At 49.9% G+C, this 24,701-nt stretch carries 22 protein-coding genes and 3 pseudogenes; 10 read left to right on the forward strand and 15 right to left on the reverse strand.

What is annotated here, in order from left to right; translation table 11 throughout:
• Positions 1–8 precede the first annotated feature (8 nt).
• Both CF651_RS26380 and CF651_RS26385 read left to right on the forward strand, forming a co-directional pair.
• Complete coding sequence (locus CF651_RS26380) at positions 9–1,613, forward strand: ATP-binding protein (RefSeq protein WP_094017851.1); 1,605 nt, start codon at positions 9–11, stop codon at positions 1,611–1,613.
• A gap of 139 nt (positions 1,614–1,752) precedes the next feature.
• Positions 1,753–2,541: a response regulator gene (locus CF651_RS26385; protein WP_094017852.1), complete on the forward strand. Its 789-nt coding sequence runs from the start codon at positions 1,753–1,755 to the stop codon at positions 2,539–2,541.
• A gap of 43 nt (positions 2,542–2,584) precedes the next feature.
• On the opposite strand, the pseudogene CF651_RS32035 reads toward CF651_RS26385, so the two are convergent.
• Positions 2,585–2,671 (reverse strand): annotated as a pseudogene (locus CF651_RS32035) (50S ribosomal protein L19); the annotation flags it as partial.
• Positions 2,672–2,805: 134 nt separating this feature from the next.
• Between CF651_RS32035 and trpB the strand changes: the two are divergent.
• A complete protein-coding gene (gene trpB / locus CF651_RS26395) occupies positions 2,806–3,972 on the forward strand; it encodes a tryptophan synthase subunit beta (protein WP_094017854.1) in 1,167 nt (388 codons plus the stop codon).
• Between the two features lie 263 nt (positions 3,973–4,235).
• On the opposite strand, the gene CF651_RS26400 is transcribed toward trpB, so the two are convergent.
• Positions 4,236–4,763 (reverse strand): MarR family winged helix-turn-helix transcriptional regulator, encoded by a 528-nt coding sequence (locus tag CF651_RS26400; protein ID WP_218827877.1) that lies wholly within the window; start codon positions 4,761–4,763, stop codon positions 4,236–4,238.
• 461 nt (positions 4,764–5,224) lie between these two features.
• Here CF651_RS26400 and CF651_RS26405 point away from each other — a divergent pair, with 461 nt between their 5' ends.
• The 3 genes from CF651_RS26405 (at position 5,225) to CF651_RS26415 (ending at position 9,235) form a co-directional block, all read left to right on the forward strand.
• Positions 5,225–6,112, forward strand: coding sequence for an alpha/beta fold hydrolase (locus tag CF651_RS26405; protein WP_094017855.1), 888 nt, complete (start codon positions 5,225–5,227; stop codon positions 6,110–6,112).
• A gap of 358 nt (positions 6,113–6,470) precedes the next feature.
• Positions 6,471–7,910 carry an NAD-dependent malic enzyme gene (locus tag CF651_RS26410; RefSeq protein WP_094017856.1) on the forward strand — a complete coding sequence of 480 codons (1,440 nt, stop codon included), beginning with the start codon at positions 6,471–6,473 and terminating at the stop codon, positions 7,908–7,910.
• A gap of 17 nt (positions 7,911–7,927) precedes the next feature.
• Positions 7,928–9,235 (forward strand): dicarboxylate/amino acid:cation symporter, encoded by a 1,308-nt coding sequence (locus CF651_RS26415; protein ID WP_094017857.1) that lies wholly within the window; start codon positions 7,928–7,930, stop codon positions 9,233–9,235.
• A 202-nt stretch (positions 9,236–9,437) separates the two neighbouring features.
• On the opposite strand, the gene CF651_RS26420 is transcribed toward CF651_RS26415, so the two are convergent.
• The gene (locus tag CF651_RS26420; RefSeq protein ID WP_094017858.1) at positions 9,438–10,238 is read right to left on the reverse strand and encodes an undecaprenyl-diphosphate phosphatase; all 801 of its coding nucleotides are present in this window, start codon (positions 10,236–10,238) and stop codon (positions 9,438–9,440) included.
• Positions 10,239–11,292: 1,054 nt separating this feature from the next.
• Between CF651_RS26420 and CF651_RS26425 the strand changes: the two genes are divergently transcribed.
• On the forward strand, positions 11,293–11,769 hold the full coding sequence (locus CF651_RS26425; protein ID WP_094017859.1) for a staygreen family protein: 477 nt from the start codon (positions 11,293–11,295) through the stop codon (positions 11,767–11,769).
• Between the two features lie 220 nt (positions 11,770–11,989).
• Here the strand turns inward: CF651_RS26425 and CF651_RS26430 are convergent.
• The 11 genes and pseudogenes from CF651_RS26430 to CF651_RS26480 form a co-directional block, all read right to left on the reverse strand.
• Positions 11,990–12,223, reverse strand: a pseudogene (locus CF651_RS26430) (IS66 family transposase); the annotation flags it as partial.
• Positions 12,216–12,356 (reverse strand): IS66 family insertion sequence element accessory protein TnpB, encoded by a 141-nt coding sequence (gene tnpB / locus CF651_RS33440; protein WP_179233009.1) that lies wholly within the window; start codon positions 12,354–12,356, stop codon positions 12,216–12,218. The pseudogene CF651_RS26430 and the gene tnpB, both read right to left, overlap by 8 nt.
• 69 nt (positions 12,357–12,425) lie before the next feature.
• Positions 12,426–12,785 (reverse strand): IS66 family insertion sequence element accessory protein TnpA, encoded by a 360-nt coding sequence (gene tnpA / locus CF651_RS26440; protein WP_094017861.1) that lies wholly within the window; start codon positions 12,783–12,785, stop codon positions 12,426–12,428.
• A gap of 137 nt (positions 12,786–12,922) precedes the next feature.
• Complete coding sequence (locus CF651_RS26445) at positions 12,923–13,411, reverse strand: DUF2798 domain-containing protein (protein ID WP_094017862.1); 489 nt, start codon at positions 13,409–13,411, stop codon at positions 12,923–12,925.
• Positions 13,412–13,549: 138 nt separating this feature from the next.
• Positions 13,550–13,966 (reverse strand): annotated as a pseudogene (locus CF651_RS26450) (VOC family protein).
• 233 nt (positions 13,967–14,199) lie between these two features.
• A complete protein-coding gene (locus CF651_RS26455; protein WP_144029114.1) occupies positions 14,200–14,556 on the reverse strand; it encodes a hypothetical protein in 357 nt (118 codons plus the stop codon).
• 267 nt (positions 14,557–14,823) lie between these two features.
• Positions 14,824–15,162 (reverse strand): hypothetical protein, encoded by a 339-nt coding sequence (locus tag CF651_RS26460; RefSeq protein WP_094017864.1) that lies wholly within the window; start codon positions 15,160–15,162, stop codon positions 14,824–14,826.
• Positions 15,163–15,272: 110 nt separating this feature from the next.
• Entirely contained in the window at positions 15,273–17,663 is a 2,391-nt protein-coding gene (locus CF651_RS26465) for an RHS repeat domain-containing protein (RefSeq protein ID WP_094017865.1), read from the reverse strand.
• Positions 17,664–17,832: 169 nt separating this feature from the next.
• Positions 17,833–18,231: a hypothetical protein gene (locus CF651_RS26470; protein WP_144029115.1), complete on the reverse strand. Its 399-nt coding sequence runs from the start codon at positions 18,229–18,231 to the stop codon at positions 17,833–17,835.
• Positions 18,231–18,866: a hypothetical protein gene (locus CF651_RS26475; protein ID WP_094017867.1), complete on the reverse strand. Its 636-nt coding sequence runs from the start codon at positions 18,864–18,866 to the stop codon at positions 18,231–18,233. The genes CF651_RS26470 and CF651_RS26475 overlap by 1 nt, the downstream gene beginning before the upstream one ends.
• A 64-nt stretch (positions 18,867–18,930) precedes the next feature.
• Positions 18,931–19,329, reverse strand: coding sequence for a hypothetical protein (locus CF651_RS26480; RefSeq protein ID WP_094017868.1), 399 nt, complete (start codon positions 19,327–19,329; stop codon positions 18,931–18,933).
• 231 nt (positions 19,330–19,560) lie between these two features.
• On the opposite strand from CF651_RS26480, the gene CF651_RS26485 reads away from it, so the two are divergent.
• The 3 genes from CF651_RS26485 (at position 19,561) to CF651_RS26495 (ending at position 23,035) form a co-directional block, all read left to right on the forward strand.
• A complete protein-coding gene (locus CF651_RS26485) occupies positions 19,561–20,706 on the forward strand; it encodes an AI-2E family transporter (protein WP_094017869.1) in 1,146 nt (381 codons plus the stop codon).
• Between the two features lie 524 nt (positions 20,707–21,230).
• Entirely contained in the window at positions 21,231–21,827 is a 597-nt protein-coding gene (locus CF651_RS26490) for a TetR/AcrR family transcriptional regulator (protein WP_094017870.1), read from the forward strand.
• A complete protein-coding gene (locus tag CF651_RS26495; protein WP_094017871.1) occupies positions 21,824–23,035 on the forward strand; it encodes an FAD-dependent monooxygenase in 1,212 nt (403 codons plus the stop codon). The genes CF651_RS26490 and CF651_RS26495 overlap by 4 nt, the downstream gene beginning before the upstream one ends.
• Positions 23,036–23,195: 160 nt before the next feature.
• On the opposite strand, the gene CF651_RS26500 is transcribed toward CF651_RS26495, so the two are convergent.
• On the reverse strand, positions 23,196–24,659 hold the full coding sequence (locus tag CF651_RS26500) for an arylsulfatase (protein ID WP_094017872.1): 1,464 nt from the start codon (positions 24,657–24,659) through the stop codon (positions 23,196–23,198).
• Between the last annotated feature and the right edge of the window lie 42 nt (positions 24,660–24,701).

The raw sequence follows: 24,701 nt of genomic DNA on the forward strand, positions 1-24,701 counted from the left end.
AAAGGGGCATGCTGCAGCGTCTCAAAATCAATTGGAAAATCGCGCTTCTTTCCTTCGGCATCGTTCTGTTCTCGCTGTGCATCGGCGGCACGATCCTCCTCGGCGGCATCGTCCGCCTAAAGGAGGAAGAGCTGGGGCGCCGCCTGCTCGTCACGGCGCGCACGGTCGCCCAGATGCCGGAGGTGCTCTCCGGCATCACCAACCCGGATGCGAGGGGCGGCGTACAGACCGCCGCCGAGCGCATCCGCATCATCAACGACGCCACGTACGTCGTTGTGATGGACATGCACCGGGTCCGGCTGTCGCACCCGGTGGAGTCCAAGATCGGCACCGTCTCCGAAGGGGCCGATGAAGGCTCTGCCTTTGCCGAGCACACGTACGTGTCCAAGGCAAAGGGGGAGCTGGGCACGGCGCTGCGCGCCTTCGTGCCCATCATGAACGCCGACCACGTGCAGGTCGGCGTGGCGCTCGTCGGCCGGATCCAGCCGACGGTCGGGCAGGTGCTGCTTGACCTGAGCGGTCAAGCCTATGTCGTTCTGCTGCTCTCGATGCTGTTCGGCATCTGGGGCTCCTGGAAGCTCGCACAGCATATCAAGAAGCAAATGTTCGAGCTGGAGCCCCATGAAATCGCCCAGCTGCTCGTCGAGCGCACAGCGACCTTTCATGCGATTCACGAAGGCGTCATCGCCATAGATAAAGAAGAGCGGATCACGATCTTCAACGACCGCGCGAAGGAAATGATGCGCATCGACGGGGAGGTGATCGGGAAGGCGATCCGGGACGTGCTGCCGGATACGCGGCTGCCGGAAATTTTGCACCTGAATGCGCCGATCTACAACCAGGAGCTATTCGTCGGAGGCGCCCGAATTATGAGCAACCGGATTCCGATCAAGGTCAGGAACCATACGATCGGGGCCGTCGCGGTTTTTCAGGACCGTACCGAGGTGACCCGGATGGCCGAGGAGCTGACCGGGGTCAAAGCCTTCGTCGATGCGCTTCGTGTGCAAAACCACGAATATATGAACAAGCTGCATACGATCGGCGGTCTCATCCAGCTGGACCGCAAAGAGAAAGCGCTGGAATACTTATTCGAAATTACCGAGCAGAAGGAAGAGCTGACACGTTTCCTAAGCCAAGCGGTGAAGAACGACAGCCTGACCGGTCTGCTCCTCGGCAAAATCAGCCGCGGTCACGAGCTGGGCATCGACGTCACCGTCGACCGGCAAAGCCGGCTGGAACGGTTCCCTTCCCGACTGGACCAGCATGACTTCGTCATCCTGCTCGGCAACCTGCTGGAAAATGCATTCGATGCGCTCCAGCAAGCGTCTGCCGCGCAGGAAGAGAAGCGTATTTTCGTTAGTATCGAGCAGGATGACGACATTTTATCCGTCCTCGTCGAGGACAATGGCTGCGGCATGGATGAAGCGATCCGCACGCGCATTTTCGAACGGGGGTTTACGACCAAAGCCGCGGCTTCCTCGGAATCCGGCCGAGGCATCGGCCTATATTTGATTGCGGCCCTTGTCGACAAGGGCGGCGGCACGATTCAAGTGGAATCGTCACCGGGAGAAGGCACGTCGTTTCTCGTCTCGTTTCCGATGCAGGAGGCTTGATCAGGCCAAGCTCCCGACGGTTGATCCGTATGGAGGGGAAGCGGCTTGGGGCAGCCCGGCAAATCGGACGGCCGGGACGGCCGCAGCTTTTCCACCCCTCCCCTTCCATCCCATTCCGCAAAAAAGCGAGGTGCATACCATGAACCTAACCGATCCACATAACCGCCCGGAGCCTCATCAGAACGGGGGGCAAGTTTCCTACCGGGTCCTCCTTGTCGAGGACGATCCGATGGTACAGGAGGTGAACCGGCAATTCGTCGAACGGGTCGACGGCTTCCGTATCATCGGCACGGCTTCCAACGGTGCGGACGGCTTGTCCATGACCCGGGAGCTGCTGCCGGATTTGCTCATTCTCGATGTGTTCATGCCCATGATGGACGGTATGAACACGCTGACAGCCATCCGAGCCGAAGGACTGCAGGTCGATGTTATTGTCATCAGCGCGGCCAACGATAAGCAAACCATTCAGCACATGCTGCAAAACGGAGCTATCGACTACATCATAAAGCCGTTCAAATTCGAGCGCGTCCAGCAGGCGCTGGAGCAGTTTCGCAGCAAAAAGCAGTCGCTGCAGGCCATCCAGAACATATCCCAGCAGCAGCTCGATTATCTTCTGTTCGGCCATACCTCCCCGGGGGAGCCGGTCATTTCGCCGGCACCGGCTTCGCCGTCGATCCAGGCGGCAGGCTTAGCGGCTTCCGAGGAGCTGCCCAAGGGACTGCAAGCCATCACGCTCAAGCAAATCGTCCAGTTTCTGTCCGTGTGCAGCACGCCGCTGTCCGCGGAGGAAGTAGCCGAGGGTGTCGGCATCGCGCGCGTCACGGCGCGGAGGTATCTGGATTATCTGGAGAAGCACGGGCAGGTGCGCCTCGATCTGCAATACGGCGTCGGACGGCCGGTGAACAAATATATTTTGAACGGCAAATAGCACCCTGTAAGAGCAGTGCTGGATTTGCACGAGCACACATGCTTCATACCGCTGTGCTCCGATGATTCTCTTGGATTCTTGCTGCTTTACCGCGAAGACCGCGCAAGTAGTATAGCTTTGCGCGACGAACTCCTATCGCAGCACGCGGGAGCGAGCCGTGGCGCCACGAACCGGGCACTTTCGGAAATTCGTTTTTGACAAAGTGCCGATCCTTTTCTAAGATAAAAGAGTGCGCTTTCATTTCGAATATTGGGGGTAGTCAAAATGAGTCAAGCATCAGGCCAGCAAGGGTATTTCGGCGAGTTTGGAGGCAGCTTCGTCCCTCCGGCCTTGCAGGAAGTACTGGATTATTTAAGTGCCCAATTCTATAAGTACAAGGACGATCCCGAGTTTAACGAGGAATTCCGCTATTATTTGAAGGAATACGTCGGACGCGAAAACCCGCTAACCTATGCCAGCCAGCTGACCGACCTGTGGGGCGGTGCCAAGGTTTATTTAAAGCGCGAAGATTTGAACCATACTGGCGCTCACAAAATTAATAATGTCATCGGGCAAATCCTGCTTGCCAAGCGCATGGGCGCCAAGCGGGTCATCGCCGAAACCGGCGCCGGACAGCACGGTGTTGCGACAGCTACAGCCTGCGCCATGTTCAATATGGACTGCGTCATTTATATGGGGGCTGAGGATACCCGCCGCCAAGCGTTGAACGTCTTTCGGATGGAGCTGCTCGGTGCCACGGTGGTACCGGTGGAGAAGGGACAAGGACGCTTGAAGGATGCCGTGGACGAAGCCCTGAACGATCTGATCGAAAATTACCAAAATACATTTTACCTGCTCGGTTCCGCCGTAGGTCCGCATCCGTTTCCTTCGATGGTCAAGCACTTCCAGTCCGTCATGAGCGAGGAATCCAAGCGGCAAATTCTTGAGAAGGAAGGCCGGCTGCCGGATGCGGTGCTCGCTTGTGTCGGCGGCGGCAGCAATGCTATCGGCGCTTTTGCTCATTACCTGGACGAGCCTTCCGTCCGGCTGATCGGCGTCGAGCCTGACCAAGCGGCAACATTAACGGAGGGTGTGCCCAGCGTTATCCACGGCTTCAAATGCCTGGTGCTGCTCGATGAGGAAGGCAACCCGCGTCCGACCTATTCCATCGCAGCAGGTCTCGACTATCCGGGCATCGGACCGGAGCACAGCCACCTGAAGGTCAGTGGACGGGCCGAATATGTGACCGTATCCAATCAGGAGGTGTTGGAGGCATTCCAGGAGCTTTCCCGCACGGAAGGCATTATTCCCGCCCTGGAGAGTGCGCATGCGGTTGCGTACGCCAAGAAGCTTGCGCCTACGATGAGCAGGGATCAGCTGATCATCATTAATTTATCCGGCCGCGGCGATAAGGACGTGGAGCAGGTTTTCCGAATGCTGAAGGAGAACTGAAACAGCCTCTCTTCCCCGAATCACCATTCCATTCATAAACGACTGCCTGCCAGCGCTGCTGCAGGCAGTTGTTTTTTTAGCGCGAAAGCCTCAATCCAATATTTCGAGAAAATGGTCATTTCTAACTGCAGAACAGACGTTAAAGGGAATCGAGGCCATGCATATGATTAGGAAAGGCACGCCACGTGTCTCCCCAAAACAGGAACGTTCTCACTACATGACCTTGTAGTCGGCGCTGACGCACATCTGGGTTTCACCCGTGTTCAGCCGAGGTCTTGCGCGATCCAGCCGGGCGCATCTATTCGAACGGCTCCGTCTCCGATAAGCGTCGTCAACCGCGCCTCGAGCGTTGCGAGTTCCGAGACGCCAATCTGCTGTTCCCATTTCTCGCGCAGCTCATCGAAAATCGCTTCCCCCTGTCGCAAGACGTCCAAGCCGAGAGGGGTGACCTGCAGCCGTTTGCGACGAGCATCGTCGGGGTCCGAGTCGCGCGATACATAACCACGATCGAGGAGAACTGCGATCGTCTTCGATGCCGCTTGCTTCGAGACAGACATGCGACGACCCAAATCCGAGGCGCTATCGGCACCTGCGGCGATAGCGCGCATCGCGAAGTCGTGGACTGGACGGAAATCGTCGTACCCACGAGCGGCCAGGTCGACCATCGCGGCGTCTACAAGCGTGCGGTAGCAGCCTAGGAGGAGGAGCGCGAGATTGGCGCCAGATCGATGCTGCGGCGTATGCGTTCCTTTTGTTAGGGGTTCCAAAATATTCTGTTTTCTTTCGCTCAAGTGGATCACAACCCTTCCTTTATTAGCGCGTTTCTATCTACTCTAATCCAAAGCAGCATCCTTCACTAGCTTTTATTTGCTTGTTCCCATCAACCTGATTGTTTATTTCCGAATAACTGCACTATTTAAAGCAGCTAGACGGTCTTTACTATTTTCTTAATCAGTGCAATAAAAACAACATACTCCTCTCTGACATTCACGAGGGACTATTCGAAGAATATTTCAAAGTTCACTCAAACTCAAGTGATCATACAAAAAAACTTTTTAGATCAATAATAAATTTATTGTTTCAATATGCTATGCCAATAAAGAAGACCTAGCGCTACCTCATATTAATCCTGGGATCAATCTCAAAAAAAACGAAATCAATGACATGCATTCAGAGTAGAGGAATCACTTGACAAAGACAACCAGGTTGTCTATAGTTGGGAACAAGGTTGTCTAAATGAGGAGGTTCAAAAATGAGCATCACAACTTCAAGCACGTCGATTCCTGGAATCGCGCATCACATGGCGCAGGTCAACGGAGCCACGATTCACTACGTGTCCGCTGGCATTGCCGGCTCCCCAATCCTGTTGGTCCACGGGTTCCCAGAGACCTGGTGGGCGTTCCACAAGCTCATTCCTTTGCTTGCCCTGAACCACCGGGTATTTGCCGTCGACTTGCGCGGCTTCGGTGATTCGAGCAATGCCGAGGGCGACTACGACAGCACGGCATCTGCCGAAGATCTGCATCTTCTCATCGGGCAGCTCAACGTAGGTCCGGTGCACCTCACGGGGCAGGATATCAGTGGATCCGCGGTGTTCCGACTCGCGGCCACGCATCCGGAAGATGTTCGCAGCTTCACCGCGATCGAGATGGGCCTTCCCGGATTCGGGCTCGAAGGCCTGGGCGACATCACTCACGGCGGCTCCTGGCATATTGGCGTCATGGCAGCACCCGGCATCCCCGAGATGCTGCTCGCCGGTCGCGAACGGGAGTTCCTAGGCGATTGGGCATTCCCGGCCATGACCGCAGTTCAGGGGTCGATCACTGACACCGACATTGACGAGTTCGTCCGCACGTACTCCCGTCCCAACGGTTGGCGCGGAGCGATCGGTCTCTACCAGTCGATGCTTACCGAAGGCGACAGTGTCAAGGCACTCGCCAAAACGAGCCCACTGACCATGCCAGCCCTGGCTATCGGTGCTGGTGGCGGACCGTTCACCGCAGAAACCGTGAGCCAGATCACGGCAGGCGGTTTCAAATCCGTGCAACTCGAAGGCGTCGGCCACTACGCCGCCCTGGAGGCACCGGCAGCTCTGTCGACCGCGATCCTCGACTTCCTGGAGAGCATCGACACGGCTTGAGAGCGGCGCCAAACGAATTACATCTCAAGGGAATATGGACACTTATGAAGTAAAAAGAGCTAGCGAAGAACATGAAAAAAAGCGAATTCTCATTCAATTCTGAATGAAAAGTCGCTTTTTTCATTTAAGCTCGTTTCACAAAATATCGGAATATCCTTTTTTATACCTCCATTCCCCGATTCCCAGCTATTCAGAGCTCTATAGGGACCCTCCCTCGCCTAATTTCCCCACCTCATTTCCCGTGACCAAAAAGACCAAAACAACCATTATGGTCAAATGATTCCCATAAACACATGTAAGCGATATCATGGGGGCATACCAAAATTGATTAGCGCAATGCTAAGGAAGTGAGGGTCCTATGGCCATTCCATCAGGTGCAAGCACCAGCATTATTCTCCGTCTGGAGATGAACAAAGAAACCAGCTCCTTCGCCCAAGTCGCCGCAGCGGTTGGCGATGCCGGAGGAGATATCGTAGCTATAGACGTAGGCCGCTCCGACAAAACGATTACCGTACGGGATATCACCGTGAATGTATATGACCAAAAGCAGACGGAGCTGATCGTGGAAGCGGTCAACGCTGTAAACGGTGTCAAAGTCGTTCACGTCTCCGACCAGACGTTCCTGCTGCACATCGGAGGCAAAATCGAAACCACACCGAAAACGCCGATCAAAAACCGGGACGATCTATCCCGCGTCTATACGCCGGGTGTCGCCCGCGTGTGCATGGCCATTCACGAAAAGCCGTCGCGCGCCCACTCGCTTACCATCAAGCGGAACACGATCGCGGTGGTCTCCGACGGCTCCGCTGTTCTCGGCCTTGGCAATATCGGCCCTGAAGCCGCGATGCCGGTCATGGAAGGGAAAGCGGTCCTGTTCAAGCAGTTTGCCGGGGTCGACGCCTTCCCGATCTGCCTGAATACGCAGGACACGGAGGAAATTATCCAGATCGTCAAAGCCATTGCCCCTTCGTTCGGCGGCATTAACCTGGAGGACATTTCCTCGCCGCGCTGCTTCGAGATCGAGCAACGCTTGATCGAAGAGCTGGACATCCCCGTGTTCCACGATGACCAGCACGGTACGGCCGTCGTTCTGCTGGCCGGATTGCTTAATGCCGTTAAGCTTGTCGGCAAACGGATGGAAGACCTGAAGATCGTCGTATGCGGCATCGGCGCCGCAGGCATCGCCTGCTCCAAAATGCTGCTGGCTGCCGGCGTCACCAACATCATCGGCGTCGACCGCGCCGGAGCTATCGTCCGCGGCGAAACGTACGAGAACCGCGCATGGCAATGGTACGCAGAGAATACGAATCCGGAAGGCTTATCCGGTTCGTTATCCGAAGTGATCCGCGGTGCGGACGTCTTCATCGGCGTGTCCGGTCCGGGCGTGCTGAAGGTGACCGACCTGCAGCAAATGGCGAAGGACCCTATCGTGTTCGCGATGGCGAATCCAACGCCGGAGATTTCGCCCGAGGAAGCGGAGCCTTACGTCCGCGTCATGGCGACCGGCCGTTCGGACTACCCGAACCAAATCAACAACGTGCTCTGCTTCCCCGGCATTTTCCGTGGCATTCTCGATTGCCGCGCCTCCCGCGTGACCGAAGAGATGAAGCTGGCCGCTGCCAAAGCTATCGCCTCCGTGGTCAGCGACGAGGAGCTGAACGAATATTACATTATCCCGAGCGTGTTCAACGCCTCGGTTGTCGAAACCGTCCGCGAAGCGGTCATTCAAGCCGCTTATGAGTCCGGGGTGGCCCGCAAAGCAGCGCCAACCTCGCCGAAGCCAGTTACCGTCTATTAATAGAAAAGAGGGATAGCATGAGACTCAATCTGAAAAACTTGACCGTGCAAGTGCTGCTAGCCATCGTGATCGGTATTGTCATTGGACAATTGTTCCCCGCCTTCGGCGTTCAGCTGAAGGTATTGGGCGATATTTTCGTCAAAATGATCAAAATGGTCATTGCTCCCATCGTATTCTTCACGATCGTCATTGGCTTTGCCAACATGGGCGATATGAAAAAAATCGGCCGCATCGGCGGCAAAGCGCTGCTGTACTTTGAGATCGTCACTACCTTCGCGATGGCGATCGGGATCGCCGTCATGTACGTAATTCGTCCGGGTACAGGCATGGATGTGAGCAAGGTCGGCAGCAATGCTGCCGAGGTTGCCAAATACGCGAAGCAGGCGGCGGAAACGCCGCACGGCTTCATGGATTTCCTCCTTAGCGTCATCCCGGACAGCATGGTCGGCGCGTTTGCCAAGGGCGAGATGCTGCCGGTGCTCTTCTTCTCTGTCATGTTCGGACTTGCGATGTCCATGCTGGGCGACCGGGCGAAACCGGTTACCTCCTTCTTCGAGAAGCTGAATGAAATCTTCTTCAAGCTTGTAGCTCTGATCATGCGCTTCTCGCCGTTCGCGGCCGGCGGCGCGATGGCCTACACCATCGGTAAATTCGGGATCGGCTCACTGTTCTCGCTCGGCAAAATGATGGGCTCCGTCTACATTACGATGTTCCTGTTTGTTTTCCTGATTCTGGGCAGCATCGCCCGGGTCTACGGCTTCAGCATTGTTAACCTGCTTAAATTTATTAAAGAGGAAATTTTGCTTGTCCTGGGTACTTCCTCCTCCGAGTCCGCTCTGCCTCGCTTGATGCAGCGGCTGGAGAAATACGGCTGTTCCAAATCGGTTGTCGGTTTGGTCGTGCCGACAGGCTATTCGTTCAACCTGGACGGTACCTCGATCTACCTGTCCATGGCCGCCCTGTTCATCGCCCAAGCCTATGGCGTCGAAATGAGCTGGGTCCAAGTGCTGACGCTGCTCGGCGTGCTGATGCTGACATCCAAAGGCGCGGCCGGCGTGACCGGCTCCGGCTTCGTCACCCTGGCCGCTACCCTTGCCGCCATTCCGGGTAACGTCATTCCGATGGAAGGCATGGCACTGCTGCTCGGCGTTGACCGCTTCATGTCCGAAGCCCGCGCCATTACGAACCTGATCGGCAACAGCGTCGCTACGGTTGTGATTGCGAAGATGGAGGGTCAGTTCGACCCGAATCAAGTCATTGAAGAAGCGGCAGAAGAGCCTGCCGATGAAAGCGCTTATGCTGCGAAGCCGAAGCTGATGGGCTAAGGCAGCCGCAATCCCTATCTTTAAAGAACAAGACAGCCGGAGATCGGCTGTCTTCTTTTTTTACCATATATGAATTTATAAGTTTCCGATGAGTCGGAAAACAAAATTCTTATTGGCGATAAAACCAACCGCTGAACGCGGTCGCTCATCTTCGCAAGGCTTTGATAGAGGTTTTCTCATACGAACTATCCTACGTGGAAGCCTACATCACCAGCAAATAGAACACAATAGCCAGCACAAAGCGATAGATCGCGAACCATTCCAGCTTAAGCCGCTTGATCAGGTTCAGGAACGTCACGACAGCAAGCATTGCCACCACAAAGGCGGTAATGAAGCCGATCAGAAAAAGCAGCAGCGCATCCCCCGTCAACAAATCGCGGCTGTCGTATAGGTCCAGCACCGTAGCCCCGAGCATAACCGGAACCGAGATCATAAATGTAAAATCGGCTGCCGCCTTTTGACTCGTACCCAGCAGAAGCCCGCCCGAAATTGTCGAGCCGGATCTGGAGAAGCCCGGCCACAGCGCCAGACACTGGAACAACCCAATGCCAAGCGCCTGCTTGTAAGTGATCTCGTCGGTCGACTCGGCGGTGACCTTGATTCGGGCCCGGGAGGCGATGATCATCAGCATACCGCCAATAATTAGACCAATCAGCACGGGACCTGGTCCGAACAAGCGACCTTTAATGAAATCCTTCAACAGCAAATAGACGATGAGCGCAGGAACCATAGAAATGATCATATGAAGGGCATTCAGCTTCTTGGGTGCAGAGAAGTCGAACGCCAGCAGGCCTTTCAGCATGCTCATGTACCGGCTCCAATACAGCAGCAGGACGGCCATGACGGCTCCAAGCTGGATTACGATTTTGAACGTGGTCGCTGCGTCCCCCTCAAAGCCTAGCAATTCACCGGCCAAGATCAAATGGCCTGTCGACGAAACCGGCAAAAACTCCGTCAGGCCCTCGATCATCCCCAGGATAATGGCGCTAATAAAATCATGCATGCCTTCCATTCCTTTCTAAAATAAACTAGTGACATTAATGATTAGACGTCTTAAATGTTTCTTTTATTGCAGCACAAAAAAACTGCCGGAAAAATGCAAAATGACAGGGAAAGACCATAATTAGACTGGTAATTCGATTGAATAAACCGATTGGAAAGAGCATTCAAATAGCTTGAGGAGAGTGATTGGGGATCAGGTTGGGAAATGCCTGAGAAAACATATGGAGAGATAAAAAAGGGGAAAAGCGTAGGCGTGGCAAGGGTTTAGATTGGGTAAAGGATTGGCTTTTAATCATCTGAAGGAGACAAATGAGGCTAAATCGGGATTTTACGTTGCCGCGGCGAATGATGGAGTTATCAGCCAGGGTAATTGCTTGGGAAAAGAAAAAGCCGAACGAATACCAGGTAAATGCCTGAATTCGGTCGGCTTAGCGGCAAACTTATTTTGCTTAGTGGCAGACTTTAAGTGCTCAGCGGCAGACTATTTTTGTTATCTACATTTATCCCTCACCAACAAAGCCACCGATTCTACGTGTGTTGAGTAATCAGTGAGAACAAATTAATAAACCTAACGAAGTGCTCTCGCCAAATTATTTAAAGCCTGATTCACCTTAGAGGCATCAGGCTCGTCTTTCCATTTTGGGTGTGATAACCATAACCAAGTAAGCTAAATATCGTTATTTGGTGCATGATGGTACGGTTAGTAAATTCAGCTTTACTAGCGCAACACGCACCGTCCATCGAGCGTACCCGAGAGTACGAAGCTTATCAAGTTCAAGATTATGAGATAACACGTTGTGCATGATCGTTAATTCATTCCGACAGCAATTACTTTCAATTTAGGCTCTGTTATCCCTGATTGTATTATTGACTTCCGACCAAAAGAAAATCGCCTCTATATGAAGGTTAACTCTCAACTATCGTTTCCGTTAGAGCAATAAATCAGAGTAATATGCAAAAGCACTTCATGGGCATCAATACAGTCATTTAGTTATTGATCCACATAAAGTAAATATGGGACTTAAGCACATTGACCTTAATATAGGGAGGATTATATGTCCGTCTTTAATCCACAAAAATTATCAGTAAAACTTATTCCACCTGCCACTTTCGCTCAACCAGTTGAAGAAAGGAAATATACTCTCACACATTCAGATATTACAGCAGAATTATTTTTAGATATTGGATATGTGTACAATTATAAATCCATTGACCCCAAAATGCGTGACGAAGTATTAGCAGAATGGAAAAAAGATTCACATGATCGTTTATATTTAGTAGGAAAAGCCTATGTAGATGGTGGGGAGTTCAGTCAAAAAGTTGCAGATACTCGTTTTAAAATATTCAGAAAAGAAATGGCAACTGCAATTAATGGAATTGTCTATGGAGACCGTCCGTTTTACGCACACTATCCCTTCCTCCTAGATGCACCCATCTTTATCCGTTTCCTATCCATTTATCCACAATATAGGCAGGTTGCTTTTTATGGTACACCACGCCAATATTTGAACCAAAACTATCAAACCTCCTGACCTTCCCAACTTTGGGAGCTTTCTTATTGAACTATGCTGCCAGTTAACTTAATAAAAATCAACAAAGTTAAACTAAGCCTTTGTCTATAGCGGCTAATATGTCTCTGTTTATCCGTGAGCGTCAAATATCCCCCACCTAGCAGTCAGATGGGGGCGAGTATATGATAGATAGAGATTACGGGAGACGGAAGGAGTCCGGTAGTGACGGCGACCACGGCATTTAAGGCTCCAATGTATGCTGGTCTTTCAGATCTGCAAGCTGCGGCAATTGCTCGAACAGGTACATCAGGTACTTGAACGGATGCAGGCCATTTTCTTTCGCCGTCTCGATCACTCTGTAAATGGCAACACTGGCCGTAGCTCCCCGCGGGGTATTCGCAAACAACCAATTTTTTCGCCCGATCACAAACGGCTTGATCGAACGCTCACTGCGGTTATTGTCGATTTCATTGCGAAAGGCACAAAGGGGTCGTGCCGCCTGCGGGCCACTGAAACGTTCCCCGTTTCAGTCTGCGATAGTAGAGCCAGAAGCCTGCATGATCCCAGTGCAGAATTTTGAGCCTGTCCCGCCTGCGGTTGCAGAACACAAACAGCGCCGAGGAAAATGGGTTAAGCGCGAATTGCTCCTATACGATCGCCGCAAGCCCGTCAATGGATTACGTATGTCGGTTGCGCCACAAGCCAGGTATACGGGTGAAGCTGAAGTGAAACTCAGCATAACGGGCAAGAGCCGCAACCACGTCGCGAAGCAGCCCCGGTTCAAAACCAGAACGAACATCGATCCGAGCGAACCCGACTTGGATTTGAAGCGTTTCGGTTGCTGAGGCCTGACGGGTCATCGTAACCGGACGGAAGGTAGTGGTGGCAGCAGTCTGATCTTGTCTTTGGGCTTTGTAGAGCCAGTATTTTAATTGATGAACAGTCAGATTCCGCTCCGTACACCAAGCTTTCATTGTTTGCCCACTGGCCTGATAAGCCTGGATTCGTTCTGCCCATAACGCCTGTAAATTCTCCATTCACAATTCATCCTTTCGTTTGCACGATGGGTTTATTGTGACCGATTTAAACCATGGACAGGTGTGCTTAGTTTGACGCTTACAGCAGAAAAAAACTGCCGGCAGGCCGGCAGCACTGGCAAAGCTATTTCCAAATTTCAGCTTAACGATTCCGTCATTGCTTTACCCTTAACGAATTTCACAAACAAAAACCGGACCAGCGGTCCCACAATGAGAAGCTGCAGAGGGAAAGCAAAAATAAAGTTTTTCAAAACCAAAGAAAAGTAACTTGCCACTAACGATTCACCCGTTAACCGGTTAGACAAGTATGCCGTCACCAATCCATATAGGGACATGCAGAGAACCATGCCGCTCACCATACAAAACGCAACGGACAGAATCACAAGCACCTTCTTGGACTTGTCATAGGGTAATGAAAAAGCAATTTTCTTCGCTACCGGACCGACAATAAATATTTCCAACAAGAACGCAGTAGCAAAGATCATCATCAATTGAACAAGTATCCCTTTCCAGGAGATCGTGCCCAGCAAGCCATTTGTAAATAAATTATAAAACGTCATGAATAACACCATTCCGGAGCACATCATCAACCCGAAATAAAAATTTTCTTTCTTCGTTGTCGGCAATTTCCATCATCCTCTCTAGTTACCCTTGTTATTATAGAGAAAATGGATGCCTCTTCATAAGTGAACAGTTTGTGAACATTAGGGCAGCTGTAAGACTAGCTGTTTGGTTGAGCTTCTTTGCGACTCTGCTGTAAATTATCAAGCTTGCTCGGCTGCCCCCGGCTCCATATACAGCAGCTCCCACAGATGACCGTCCGGGTCCTGGAAGCTCCAGGAATACATAAAACCGTGATCCACAGGATCGTTCGACGGCTTCCCGCCAGCAGCAAGTGCTTTATGTACGATCTCATCCACTTGGGCTCGGCTCTCGGCGGAAATCGCCATAATCGCTTCAGTGGTACGGGTGACGTCGGCCGGCCAGTTCTTTTTTAATGAAGGATTTGAAGAAGTCCTCCACCAGCAGCATCACGAACGTGTTGGCATTAATAATCATACAAGTTGCATTCGCATCCGTAAATTGGGCGTTAAATTCAAAGCCTAACGCAGTGTAAAATTCAACGGATTTGTTCAAATCTTTTACGAGTTCACGAATGTTTGTTGGGCTTGGAATGCCATGCCAGATCACCTCTAGAGTTATTTTAAGAGAAATGGAAAAAGGAAAATGCAGTGAATATATTTAACGAAAGCCTTGTGCTTTCTTTTTAAGTATAGGGTATGGAAGGGTTGTAGGTTTCTTTTGGATTGCTGTGGTGGGAAAGATAAAATATTCTTCCCATTGAGACTCCCCTAGGGAATCAAAAGAGTCTGTAAAGAAATAAACTCTGGATTCTCAAATCTACAAATACTCCCTATGCTTTATATGTTTCTGATTTAATAAAATTATCTACTAAAAATTTATCATTATTACTTAGCCCATCAACGAGTTCATTAAACTTAATTTTTGCATCCTCATTATCAATAAGAGATAGTGTAGCTATAGCAACATGTCCGAACTGCCATGGTCCAATAAATTTATTATCTGTTATAAGTTCTCCAAGTTCAGCTAGCCTTTCTACAATTCTTAAATCACAATAATTTCTTTCAATCAACTTAAACATTGCCATAGCAACAACCCTTAAATTTTTAGCTTCTAAGCATACTATTAAATCTTCATTTTTTATCTTATCAGTTTTAATCTCTTCTGCTAATTCAGCTATTGAAGCCATAGTAAATCGTCCCTTCAAAATATTCTTATTCGTTAATAGGCCCATATGTATCCAAAATATACTGTTTCTCCGCTTCAAAGTTCTTCTGAAGTCGTTCTGCTATATTATCCAGCCCTAACCTTTTAGCTTCATTAATTTCAATTGTATATGCTTTATGCTCATCTACAATTCTCCCTTCCCAATCCTGATATGATTCGGCGGCTGAAGGGAACCCTTTTGATTTAGCATCCTCATAGTGGCTATATTCATGTCTTAAAGCTTCAGGATCTATAAGAATCTGACCTGGTTCTCCTTTTTTAATGGCCCATACCCCATTGCACCTTCTCGATAAACCACCTCAACCCCATTTTCCTCCATATCCATGATTAGGTTGTTCCATTCTTCTGGATGCGATTTTGAACCAGCACCAAATGCATCTCTAAATGGATCTGCAGGATTATCAATATGAGTTATTTTTTTTGCGTTTTCTATAGCGACATCATTTTCATCTTTTGAAGTCCCTTCAGACGCAGAAATTTCTTCAGATACCCTTTGGGCACTATCCATCTCAGCCATATCTTGTTGCTCTTGCAATAGCGCTTGTTCGTAATAAGTAGCATCGCCCACACTTACTTTCTCTTCAGTTCCACCATCGTTTGAATATACAACATCAGGGGATTCTTGTTGAGGAGTAGGATCCGCGATAACAATAGGCTCTTGTGCATTTGCCGGTTGCGTTAAAGTTGTCCATTGTAATTATCCTGAGTTTGAATCAAGGGTTCGGGTTTTACAATATTAATTGGTGTCACTTGAATACTAGGTCCTGAAATATGAAACGGTGTAACGAGAAGTCCGCCTTTTCGAGCTGCACCAATAACAATTTTCCCTATTTTTCCCAATATACTACTTTCTTCTCCATTTGTAGATTCCTGCGATGTTGGTTTGTAGGAACTAGAAGACTCATCAAAAAATCCTGATGTTATTTCAATTGAAGCAATTCTCACTAAATGTTTCTTATTTTCTTTATTCCCTAATATCATCAAATAATCATTCAACATATCAATAGTCGTTGGAAGACTTGACTTCAACAAACTGCTAAACTCCCTATCCCTTGCATTCCCGTAACTCACTGCGCTATTTCCTTGGGAAATTACAGAGCTGCCTTTAACACCGAAAACAACATCCGCCGCTTTACTCATCATCTTTTGAATCTCTTTAGAGATAGACTTAGCTTTCTCAGCAGCTTGTGAGCTGCCCCCACCACGACTTGATCTGGACGAGCCACTTGATGAACTACTACTATTCCCAGTAACATAGTCAACAACTGCTTTCACCACAGCTCCTACTACAATAGACGTCAAAATACTGCTGAGTACCGAATGCCCACTAGGATCAATATACATAATCGGATTGTTATGCCCATACGTATACAGGTTCAAGCTAAGTGGGTTGGTATCCTCGCCCCAGTAGCTATCCTGGGACATGAATCGCCCTGTGTAGGGGTCATAGTAACGTGCTCTCAGATAGTACAGCCCGGTTTCCACATCCATGAACTCTCCTGCATACCGGATTGCATTGGTATACCCTGTCTCAACAGTCAAGGTCGGGTTGCCGAACACGTCATAGTCATACTGGTTCTCGACCTCTCCTGCAGCACTTACCGTTTGCACCACATCGCCGTGACCGTTGTAGAGATAGTATGAAAGCTTATCCGAGCTGTCTGCTCGGGCGATATAGTTAATCCCTCGCACATAGCGGACGATCATCTGATCGGATGCATCGGTTTCTAGAACGACGTGCTGACGGTCATAGAGATAATTCGTGACTTTCTCCGCATAATTGTCCTTGGAGCTGCGTACAACCTTCTTCGTTCTAAGACCGTCCCCATTGTACGTATAATCGACAGTGACACGTTCTCCGGCCTTGAGCTTCTCCATCTGCTTCAATTGGTTGAAGCCATCATAGGTGCTGTTGACCTTCTCAATCAACGTATTCAATTCGTCGGTCACGTTGTCGCCATACGGATTGCCGCCTGTAACCTGCCTCATGCTCCGGTTATGCGGATGAATGTAGCCTACCTTCTGGCGAATTTGGTTTCCATTCTCATCATACTGGTAGCTGGTCGTCTTCTCCAGCAGCTCCGTGCCCGCTTCATCATACATAGCCTCGACAAGCTTCAGCAGCTCGTTCGTGTTGGAGTAGACATACTCACTCTTCTTGACCTTGTACTGCACCTCGACTTTGGTGTTCGGGTCGAAGTATCCGCTCGGTTGGACTGAGGTATACGTCTCGTTCAGCGTCTGACGATTGCCCGATCCGTCGTAGGCATACACGGTCGTTTTACCTGGCGCCTCGACCTTGGCAATCCGTCCTGCAGCATCGTATGTATAGCTGTAGGATGAGATGACATCTCCATTCGGCTTGTGGTTGGTCAAAGTCACCACACGATTATTTCGATCAAAGGAGTACTCTTCCTTGACGCCTCCCTCGTAGGAGATCGCTTGACGGTTCCCGTTCTCATCGTAGCTGTAGGTCGTGGTGTGACCCTTGAATACAACGGTTTCCATCCGGTTGGACTTGTCATAGGTGTAGGTCGTCGCCGCTCCCGTTTTGTCTATGACAGATTCGATGTTACCTGCCGCGTCATAGGTGTAGGAGATCTGAACAGCGCCATCTCTGCTTATATTCAACAGTTGATTCTTCTTATCATACGTATAGCTGCTGGTCCCGCTGTCATCGGACATGGTCAGGCGGTTACCCGCTTCATCATAGGAATAGCTGAGCGCATCTCCGGTTTCTTTGACTTGCTTGTTCAGCAGCAGGTTGCGGCTGTCGTAAGTGTATGCGATATGATGATCCATGCGATCGGTAATCCCAGTGACATTCCCGGCAAGATCATATTGGTAACGGATCGACAGACTCGCTGCGTTCGTCGCTGCCTGCATCCACCCGAAAGCGCCATAACCGTACTGGGTCACTTTGCCCCGTCCATCGGTCATGTACAATTCCCGCTGCCGTCCAGAGCCAGAGGCGTTCTTCTCCTCAAGCCGGTTATTAGCATCATATTTCAGAGCAATATTTCCCTGCTTCGGTAGATTACAGCACCTTCCCAAGACTATCATAATCATAAATCGTGCCCTTGGAGAAAGTTATGGTCGTAGCAAGGCCGTTTGACTGGTCGGCAATTTACTTTAGTAAAAAGAAACGATCACCCTATCCGTTGAATGATGAGTTCATTCTCCCCCATTAAAAAACAACCTTGAGAGGCATGAATCCAATCAAGGTTGTTTAAAATTATCACTTAAACATATTTGTCATATCATCCCATTCTACGGTCGTTGGGAAATCCTCGCCTTCCAAAAATGATTTGAATAAAAGGATTACCGTTTCCAAGTTCATTACTTGATTAGTTTGAACTTCAACCAATGAACCCGATATTATGATCTTCATTGTTCCCGAACTAGCGGAATCCTTTTGTATTGCTTTCCTATGGGTAAAGTCACTGCTTGAAAAATATTTTCTGACCTCTACTGTAAATTTTATGGGGCCACCACCCACTTGCATGTAACTACCATCTTCTTTTTCTAAAATAGCATAGGAATTTGAAGAGCCATCAATGGTTCTTAAATGATTTTCCAGGTCATTTTTTTTTATTTTTTTATAATGGACTCCATTTTCTGATTCAAAAATCATCATTACCCCCGAGTAGTTGAGTCCTGCTTTAGTTGGTTTATCGTATTTATGCTTTTTTCAATTATTGAATCCGAGGGCCTGCCCGCATCCCAATTCAGTAAGAGAGTTATCGCTTTGTCATACTCGCTTCTTAAACAGTATCCGGCAGCTAAGCTCCACCTATAACCATGACCATTGAGTGTAATTCTCGGGTCAACCGCTTCATATCCTTTAATTAGACTGTTTAAGTTGGAGAAATCGTTCCAAAAGGGCTCTGCGCTCTTCTGAATTTGGTTCGTAATGGTCTCAACAAGACCAGATAGATCCGAAGTTAAAGAAAGTGGCCATTCAATAAATTCTCTTTTAGATTGAAGATTCCCAATATTCGCCGCGGCAGTGGGCCAACCTCTTTTGTAGTCTTCCCCTTTGAGGGTGAAGGTCATCTTTTCGAGATTTTCAAATCTAATGTTGGGTAACGCCGAAACATATCCAGCTTCTTGACCTCTTATTCGACGTAAATCCAAATTTAATTCCTGGGTACACTCTTTCAGTTGTTTTTTAAATGTCTCTTTCTTTTTAAGGTCAAAGCCCATCTCTTGAAGGAATGGACTGAGGCCTTTGATTAAAGCATTGTATACATGATCTATTTTTTGGAACATGGAAAGATATCACTCCTAATCTTCATCCAGTAAGTTCGATAGATTCCTTAGCGAATCAAAAAGTTTATTCAATAGTCCAACGCAATTGTATACTCCCATTGGACATATCATTTCCAGTTAATTCAATTTGATATTCCCCATCCATTTCGGTAAAAATAGTCACCCGGCTTCCTTTTCTGGATATTTCAACAAACCTATTATTTGGATTAATAACAGTGAAACCAATACCTCCATCCCCATAGTAAGTATACTCGATATTAATATGTTGCCCTTTCTTGGCAAGGATGGGTATTCGTTGTTTACCATCAAAATAACTGTACGTATACTCTACATAATTATTATATTTAAACTCAGACCAATTCTTTTTCTTGTCGATAAATTTAGGGTGAAAAATGAGTACGTACAATAAACATACAAAAATAATTAAAATTACCCCCAGAACTACTAACACTTTTTTGATCATAGTTCGCTCCTACTAATTACTTTGAGTGCATAGAAAATTTATCGAAAATATCATGCTCATTGTTGAGAGATGAATCGATTAACACATGATCCTTTTAAAATATGTTGAAAGATGCGAGTCTTGGGTCACTTATCACCTTTTTGTCATCATCCCCCGTTATTCAGGATAATAATTGTCCATACTGGTTGGTGCAACCGGTACGACTTTTCAGCTGGAGAGGATAGTGGAACGATGAGAACTACGGGGCTTTGGTCGGAGCGATTCAAGCTGCTGCTATTTAACAACAAATTTATAAGCTTTTTGTTCATTTTACTGCTTGTCGGACTCAATATTCTCGTACTCACGAAGATTAAATTCATTTTCACGCCGCTGCTTGTTCTGGTCAAAACAGTCCTGCTGCCGATTATCCTGACCGGCGTCCTGTACTACCTGCTTAATCCGATCGTTGATTTTCTACAGGCTCGAAAGGTACGACGCGTCTACTCCATTCTGGTGCTATATATCCTCATTATCGCTATATTGGCGCTGGCCATCGGTACGGTCATCCCGCTCATCAAGGAGCAAGTGATCGGTCTTGTCCAAAATATCCCCGCTTACAGCGAAACCCTGAACCTGCAGCTGGAGCGCTGGTTCGGCAGCAATTTATTTAACCAGCTTCGAAATACGGTCGATCTTAACACCGACGATCTGATGACCACCATTTCTTCGCGCTTGACGACGATGCTGAATCACACCTGGTCCAGCCTGAGCGGGTTTCTGGGCATCCTCACGGAAACGATTCTCGCCATTGCGACAGTGCCGTTAATTTTGTTTTATTTGCTGATCGACGGCAGGCTGCTGCCTCCTTACATCCTGTCGTTTCTGCCCATTGCCATGCGGAACACAACATACCGGGTGATGGAAGAAATGAGCCACCAGATCAGCTCGTACATCCGAGGCCAGATCATCGTCAGCTTCTGCATCGGGTTCCTGCTGTTTATCGGATATAACGTGATCGGCCTGGAATATTCCCTCGTATTGGCCGTGATTGCGGCCTGCACAAGCATTGTCCCTTACTTGGGGCCCGTTATCGCCATCACCCCGGCCTTGATCGTAGCAAGCGTCACTTCACCGGTCATGCTGCTCAAAATGGTCGTCATTTGGACCCTCGTTCAAATTACCGAGGGCAAGTTCATTTCCCCGCAAATTATGGGCAAGTCGCTGCACATTCATCCGGTAACGATTATTTTTGTGATTTTGACGGCAGGCAACTTGTTCGGCCTTGTCGGCATCATCCTGGCCGTACCCGGCTATGCGGTGCTGAAGGTCGTCGCATCCCACCTGTTCCGGTGGTTCAAGAAAAGCTCGGGCTTGTACGAGGTCGCAAAGCCTGAATAACCGGAGCGCAGCCGGGCAAAGTCATAACCACCGGCTTAGCCAGTGGCTTCCATCAGCCCTATAAGGGCATGGTACAAGCACGCGCCTCAAAGGCGCACTGAAGATCTGCCAACCGCGTTACTTTCACAGGCTAGAGGCTGTCCCAAAAGTAAACTTTTGAACAGCTTCAACTACAAAATAGGATGGCATATAGAATAAACCAAGGAGCTAAGCGGCCTGTTCATGCTTAGCTCCTTTGTATTTGGCATCAACGGCTGCTTTCTTCAGCAGATTATGGGCAAGCGAAAGCCACCCGACCTCCGCTTGAGGGGATGCGCTGGATCAAGATTGCCACGCCAGGTTGCGTCTGCGAAGTGGGCATCCTAGAGATCAGCCGCCTGTGCGAAGCAATCCGATAGGGCCTAACACTCTAAGCGAATAATTAGGCTTGCAATTTTTGTAAAGAGGAAGTATCTTAAACATACATCGAGTACTGATAAAACGAAATTAGTACTTAAGGTTTCATCCAAGAAGGAGTTTGTACAATGTATGAAGCTAGGACAAAGCGGAGAATCGTTGATTACGCCACAAAGAAGTTTTTCACATTCGGATTCTCCAAGATATCGACGGATCAAATGGCCAACGATCTGGGCATGAGCAAAGCGACTTTGTACAAATACTTTCCGAAGAAGGAGGCGCTGCTGGAAGAAGTGATATCCCATTTCGCCCTAGAGCAAATGCGGGATATCGAACGGATTGCGTCCGACCCCGAGCTTGAATTCAAGCAAAAGATTGAGAGGTTTATGTTCGTGTCCGGGAAACGGCTCAGCACGGTGAGAAAAGAAGCGGTGCAAGACATCCAGCGATCTGTGCCTGAAATGTATGAACGCCTAATGGAATTCCGCAAAAGTGTTATTTTGAAAAAGCTGAGCGAGCTCTTTCAACAAGGCGTGCAAAAGGGGTTGTTCCGCAAAGATATAGATCAGACTTTCGTGGCGAGCGTCATCCTGGCAGCGGTCGAGTCTTTGACGGATCCTGAACATTTATCCCATTCCACCTACACTTACGAAACGGTGTTTCAAAATATACTGATACTGATTCTAGAAGGGAATATGGTCCAGGAAAGGGACGATGCGGAATGAAAACTTTGGAAACGGACGTTTGTATTGTGGGCGGCGGCCCGGCAGGCATGCTTCTCGCACTGTTGCTGGCGAAGATGAATATTCGTGTTCACGTGTTGGAGAAGCAGAAGAACTTCGACCGTGAATACCGCGGCGAGATTTTGCAGCCTCGTTTCCTACAAATGCTTGAGCAGCTTAATCTCAAAGAGTATGTTGAACGGTTTCCTCATGAAAAGCTGAAACAAGGCGCTTTCTACGTCCGCGACCGTCAAATCGGATCCATCAATTTTCAAAATGTTCATCGGAACAGCCCCTACGCCATCTCCATGCCGCAACCAGTCCTACTGCAAGCCCTGTATGAGAAAGCCGCCCAATACCCCTCTTTCGAAATGTCATTTCATTCCTCCGTACAGAAAGTGATTATGGAGGATGGCACAGTCAAAGGCGTAACCGTCAAGTCCGGAGACGAGGAGCTCGACATTCGAGCTAAAATTACCGTCGGAGCCGACGGCCGTTTTTCGACATTGCGCCGGTTAATGAATTTTGCCTTCGAGTATGAACAATACAATATGGACTTGATTTGGTTTACGATCGAACATCCCGAGCACTGGGAGCGTATGCTGCGGTTTCAGATTTCGAACGGTCCGACCTGCATCATGGGCTCCAAATACGGAAATCGGCTGCAGGTGGGAATCGCTTTTAAGAGAGAGGAATGGGAAACGATCAAGCAGCAAGGCATTGAGGCCTTTAAAGAAACGATTGTCCGTATTCATCCTTATTTCAAAGAATTCGCTGGCTCGTTAACGGATTTCAAGCCGTTTACTCCGTTGCAGTCGAAGCTGTTTATGGTCAAACAATGGGCTAAAGACGGGTGCATTCTCATTGGCGATGCGGCCCATTGCGCTACGCCGATAGGCGCCGTAGGAGTCTCCCTTTCTTGTGCAACTGCCGTTATCGCTGCGGATGTGATCGTTAAAGCGTTCCAAGAGAACGATTTCTCCACCGAAATGCTGAATCAAGTACAAACGATGCGCGAGCCGGAAATCAGAAAAATTCATGCGTTTCAGAAGAAGATCGAGAATGTCATGGTGGATTCTCCGTTCCTGCGGAAAATGAGGCCAATCGCAATTACTCTGCTGGCAAAAACCCCGTTGTTTGCCAAAATTCAAAAAAGAATGCTTCTGATGCCGACACCTTTGCCGATTCATCCGCAGTTATCGTTCGAATAATGGTCTGAAGTGGAGTAATTAGGAGAGGCTCCAAGCCTCAGCCTTCAGCCGCAGCTCCCGGTATCCGGCTCCCGACACCGCCCAGCCTCCACTTAAGCGTGGAAGCAGCGCGTACGCTGCAGCTTTGCTTACGGGTCCCGCTGCCCCGGACTGTACCTTTCTAGCGGAAGGCCTCCTGCAGCAGCGTCTGGGCCGGCCGCCCCGCGATGAGCCGCCGCCCGTCGCTGCAGCCCTCCTCCCGACCAGCCAGCTCCGCTGCGAGCCGTTCGCGCCAGCTTGCCAGACTGGCCTGATACCGCCCGTCTTCGGCCACATTGCGAAGCTCCTGCGGGTCGCTGCGCAAATCAAACAGCTGCTCTCTCCCGGTTTGAGAGAACCAAATATATTTTTGCAAGCCGTCGGTCATGTAGTGATTCGACATGTCCTTGCACTCGTGCTCTCCATGTATCGCCTCGCGCCACGCAGCCTCCTCCCCCTTGGCCAATGGAAGCAGGCTCGCCCCATCGACCGTGTCGGGGATCGGGGCACCGGCGGCATCGAGCAGCGTCGGCATAATATCGCGGATTTCGATGACGCGGTCGTTTGTCGTGTTTTTGCATAAATGCAGCATGCCGCCCGGGTCCGCCAGAATGAATGGAACCTTTGCGCTCCCTTCATAAGGCAGCGTTTTGCGGAACAAGTTATGATCCCCCAGCAGCTCGCCGTGATCGGAGGTGAACAGAATGACCGTATTGCGCAGAACGTCGTACTCGTGCATTGCCTGCAAAAACCGCCCAATCTGGTGATCGATGTGTGTGATCAAAGCGTAATACGCGGCCTGCGCTCTGCGCAGCCGGTGCTTCGGCACGATGCCTTTGTTCGTGACCGGGTTCAGCCCGTGCTTCTCCGTGTCCTCCGTCTGCGCCCACTCCCCCATGACAGGCTCCGGTATATCTGCATCAAGATACATATCCAGAAAAGCCTGCGGCGGATCAAACGGCGGGTGAGGTCTCACGAACGACATGCTAAGGAAAAAAGGCTTCCGCGGATCGCGCCGGCGGAGAAAATCGATCGATTGGGTGACGACCCAATTCGTCGGATGCAGCGCCTCCGGCAAATGCCATGGCCTTGCGACCGTCGAGGCATTGCAATCCAGGCCGAGGTCCAGCAGGTCGCTGTCCGCCCCGGCCCGTTCCCGCAGCCATGGCAAGTAATCGTCACAGCTGTCGAACGACTCGGCCACGGGGGTAGACGGCCGCATCCGGTTGTGATGCAAGTATCCGTCATGCATTACGATGTTGTGGAACCCGCACAGGTTGCGGGCCGGGTATACATGCATCTTGCCGACACACTGCGTGTGATAACCTGAGGCGGCCAGCACGGAAGGGAGCGTGTGCTCGTAATCCCAGGGCACCTGATCCTGGTAGCCGATCCTGCCGTGATGGCGCTGGCTCATCCCTGTCAGCATTGCAGCCCGTGCGGGAATGCAGCTCGGGGTTGCCGAATACGCATTGCGGAACAGGACGCCGCTGCGGGCCAGCTGGTCCAGATTCGGCGTATCCACGACGGGATGGTTTAAGATGCTGAGGCAATCGCCCCGCATTTGGTCTACGGAAATAAGCAAAAGGTTCGGTTTCGCTTGCATCGCTGAGAGCTCCTTTGACAATGAGATAGCAGCTCATCGTCC

Origin of the sequence: Paenibacillus rigui, from assembly GCF_002234615.1 — a bacterium.
GTDB classification, from domain to species: domain Bacteria; phylum Bacillota; class Bacilli; order Paenibacillales; family NBRC-103111; genus Paenibacillus_S; species Paenibacillus_S rigui.

Bases quoted from the DNA above. Each gene is read 5' to 3' on its own strand.
- tnpA (WP_094017861.1), bottom strand. From the start codon at position 12,785: ATGGAGAATTTACAGGCGTTATGGGCAGAACGAATCCAGGCTTATCAG.
- CF651_RS26490 (WP_094017870.1), top strand. From the start codon at position 21,231: ATGTATGAAGCTAGGACAAAGCGGAGAATCGTTGATTACGCCACAAAG.
- CF651_RS26425 (WP_094017859.1), top strand. From the start codon at position 11,293: ATGTCCGTCTTTAATCCACAAAAATTATCAGTAAAACTTATTCCACCT.
- CF651_RS26405 (WP_094017855.1), top strand. From the start codon at position 5,225: ATGAGCATCACAACTTCAAGCACGTCGATTCCTGGAATCGCGCATCAC.
- CF651_RS26500 (WP_094017872.1), bottom strand. From the start codon at position 24,659: ATGCAAGCGAAACCGAACCTTTTGCTTATTTCCGTAGACCAAATGCGG.
- CF651_RS26410 (WP_094017856.1), top strand. From the start codon at position 6,471: ATGGCCATTCCATCAGGTGCAAGCACCAGCATTATTCTCCGTCTGGAG.
- trpB (WP_094017854.1), top strand. From the start codon at position 2,806: ATGAGTCAAGCATCAGGCCAGCAAGGGTATTTCGGCGAGTTTGGAGGC.
- CF651_RS26465 (WP_094017865.1), bottom strand. From the start codon at position 17,663: ATGATTATGATAGTCTTGGGAAGGTGCTGTAATCTACCGAAGCAGGGA.
- CF651_RS26420 (WP_094017858.1), bottom strand. From the start codon at position 10,238: ATGCATGATTTTATTAGCGCCATTATCCTGGGGATGATCGAGGGCCTG.
- CF651_RS26480 (WP_094017868.1), bottom strand. From the start codon at position 19,329: ATGATCAAAAAAGTGTTAGTAGTTCTGGGGGTAATTTTAATTATTTTT.
- CF651_RS26470 (WP_144029115.1), bottom strand. From the start codon at position 18,231: ATGATGATTTTTGAATCAGAAAATGGAGTCCATTATAAAAAAATAAAA.
- CF651_RS26415 (WP_094017857.1), top strand. From the start codon at position 7,928: ATGAGACTCAATCTGAAAAACTTGACCGTGCAAGTGCTGCTAGCCATC.
- CF651_RS26385 (WP_094017852.1), top strand. From the start codon at position 1,753: ATGAACCTAACCGATCCACATAACCGCCCGGAGCCTCATCAGAACGGG.
- CF651_RS26475 (WP_094017867.1), bottom strand. From the start codon at position 18,866: ATGTTCCAAAAAATAGATCATGTATACAATGCTTTAATCAAAGGCCTC.
- CF651_RS26485 (WP_094017869.1), top strand. From the start codon at position 19,561: ATGAGAACTACGGGGCTTTGGTCGGAGCGATTCAAGCTGCTGCTATTT.
- CF651_RS26495 (WP_094017871.1), top strand. From the start codon at position 21,824: ATGAAAACTTTGGAAACGGACGTTTGTATTGTGGGCGGCGGCCCGGCA.
- CF651_RS26455 (WP_144029114.1), bottom strand. From the start codon at position 14,556: ATGGCTTCAATAGCTGAATTAGCAGAAGAGATTAAAACTGATAAGATA.
- CF651_RS26380 (WP_094017851.1), top strand. From the start codon at position 9: ATGCTGCAGCGTCTCAAAATCAATTGGAAAATCGCGCTTCTTTCCTTC.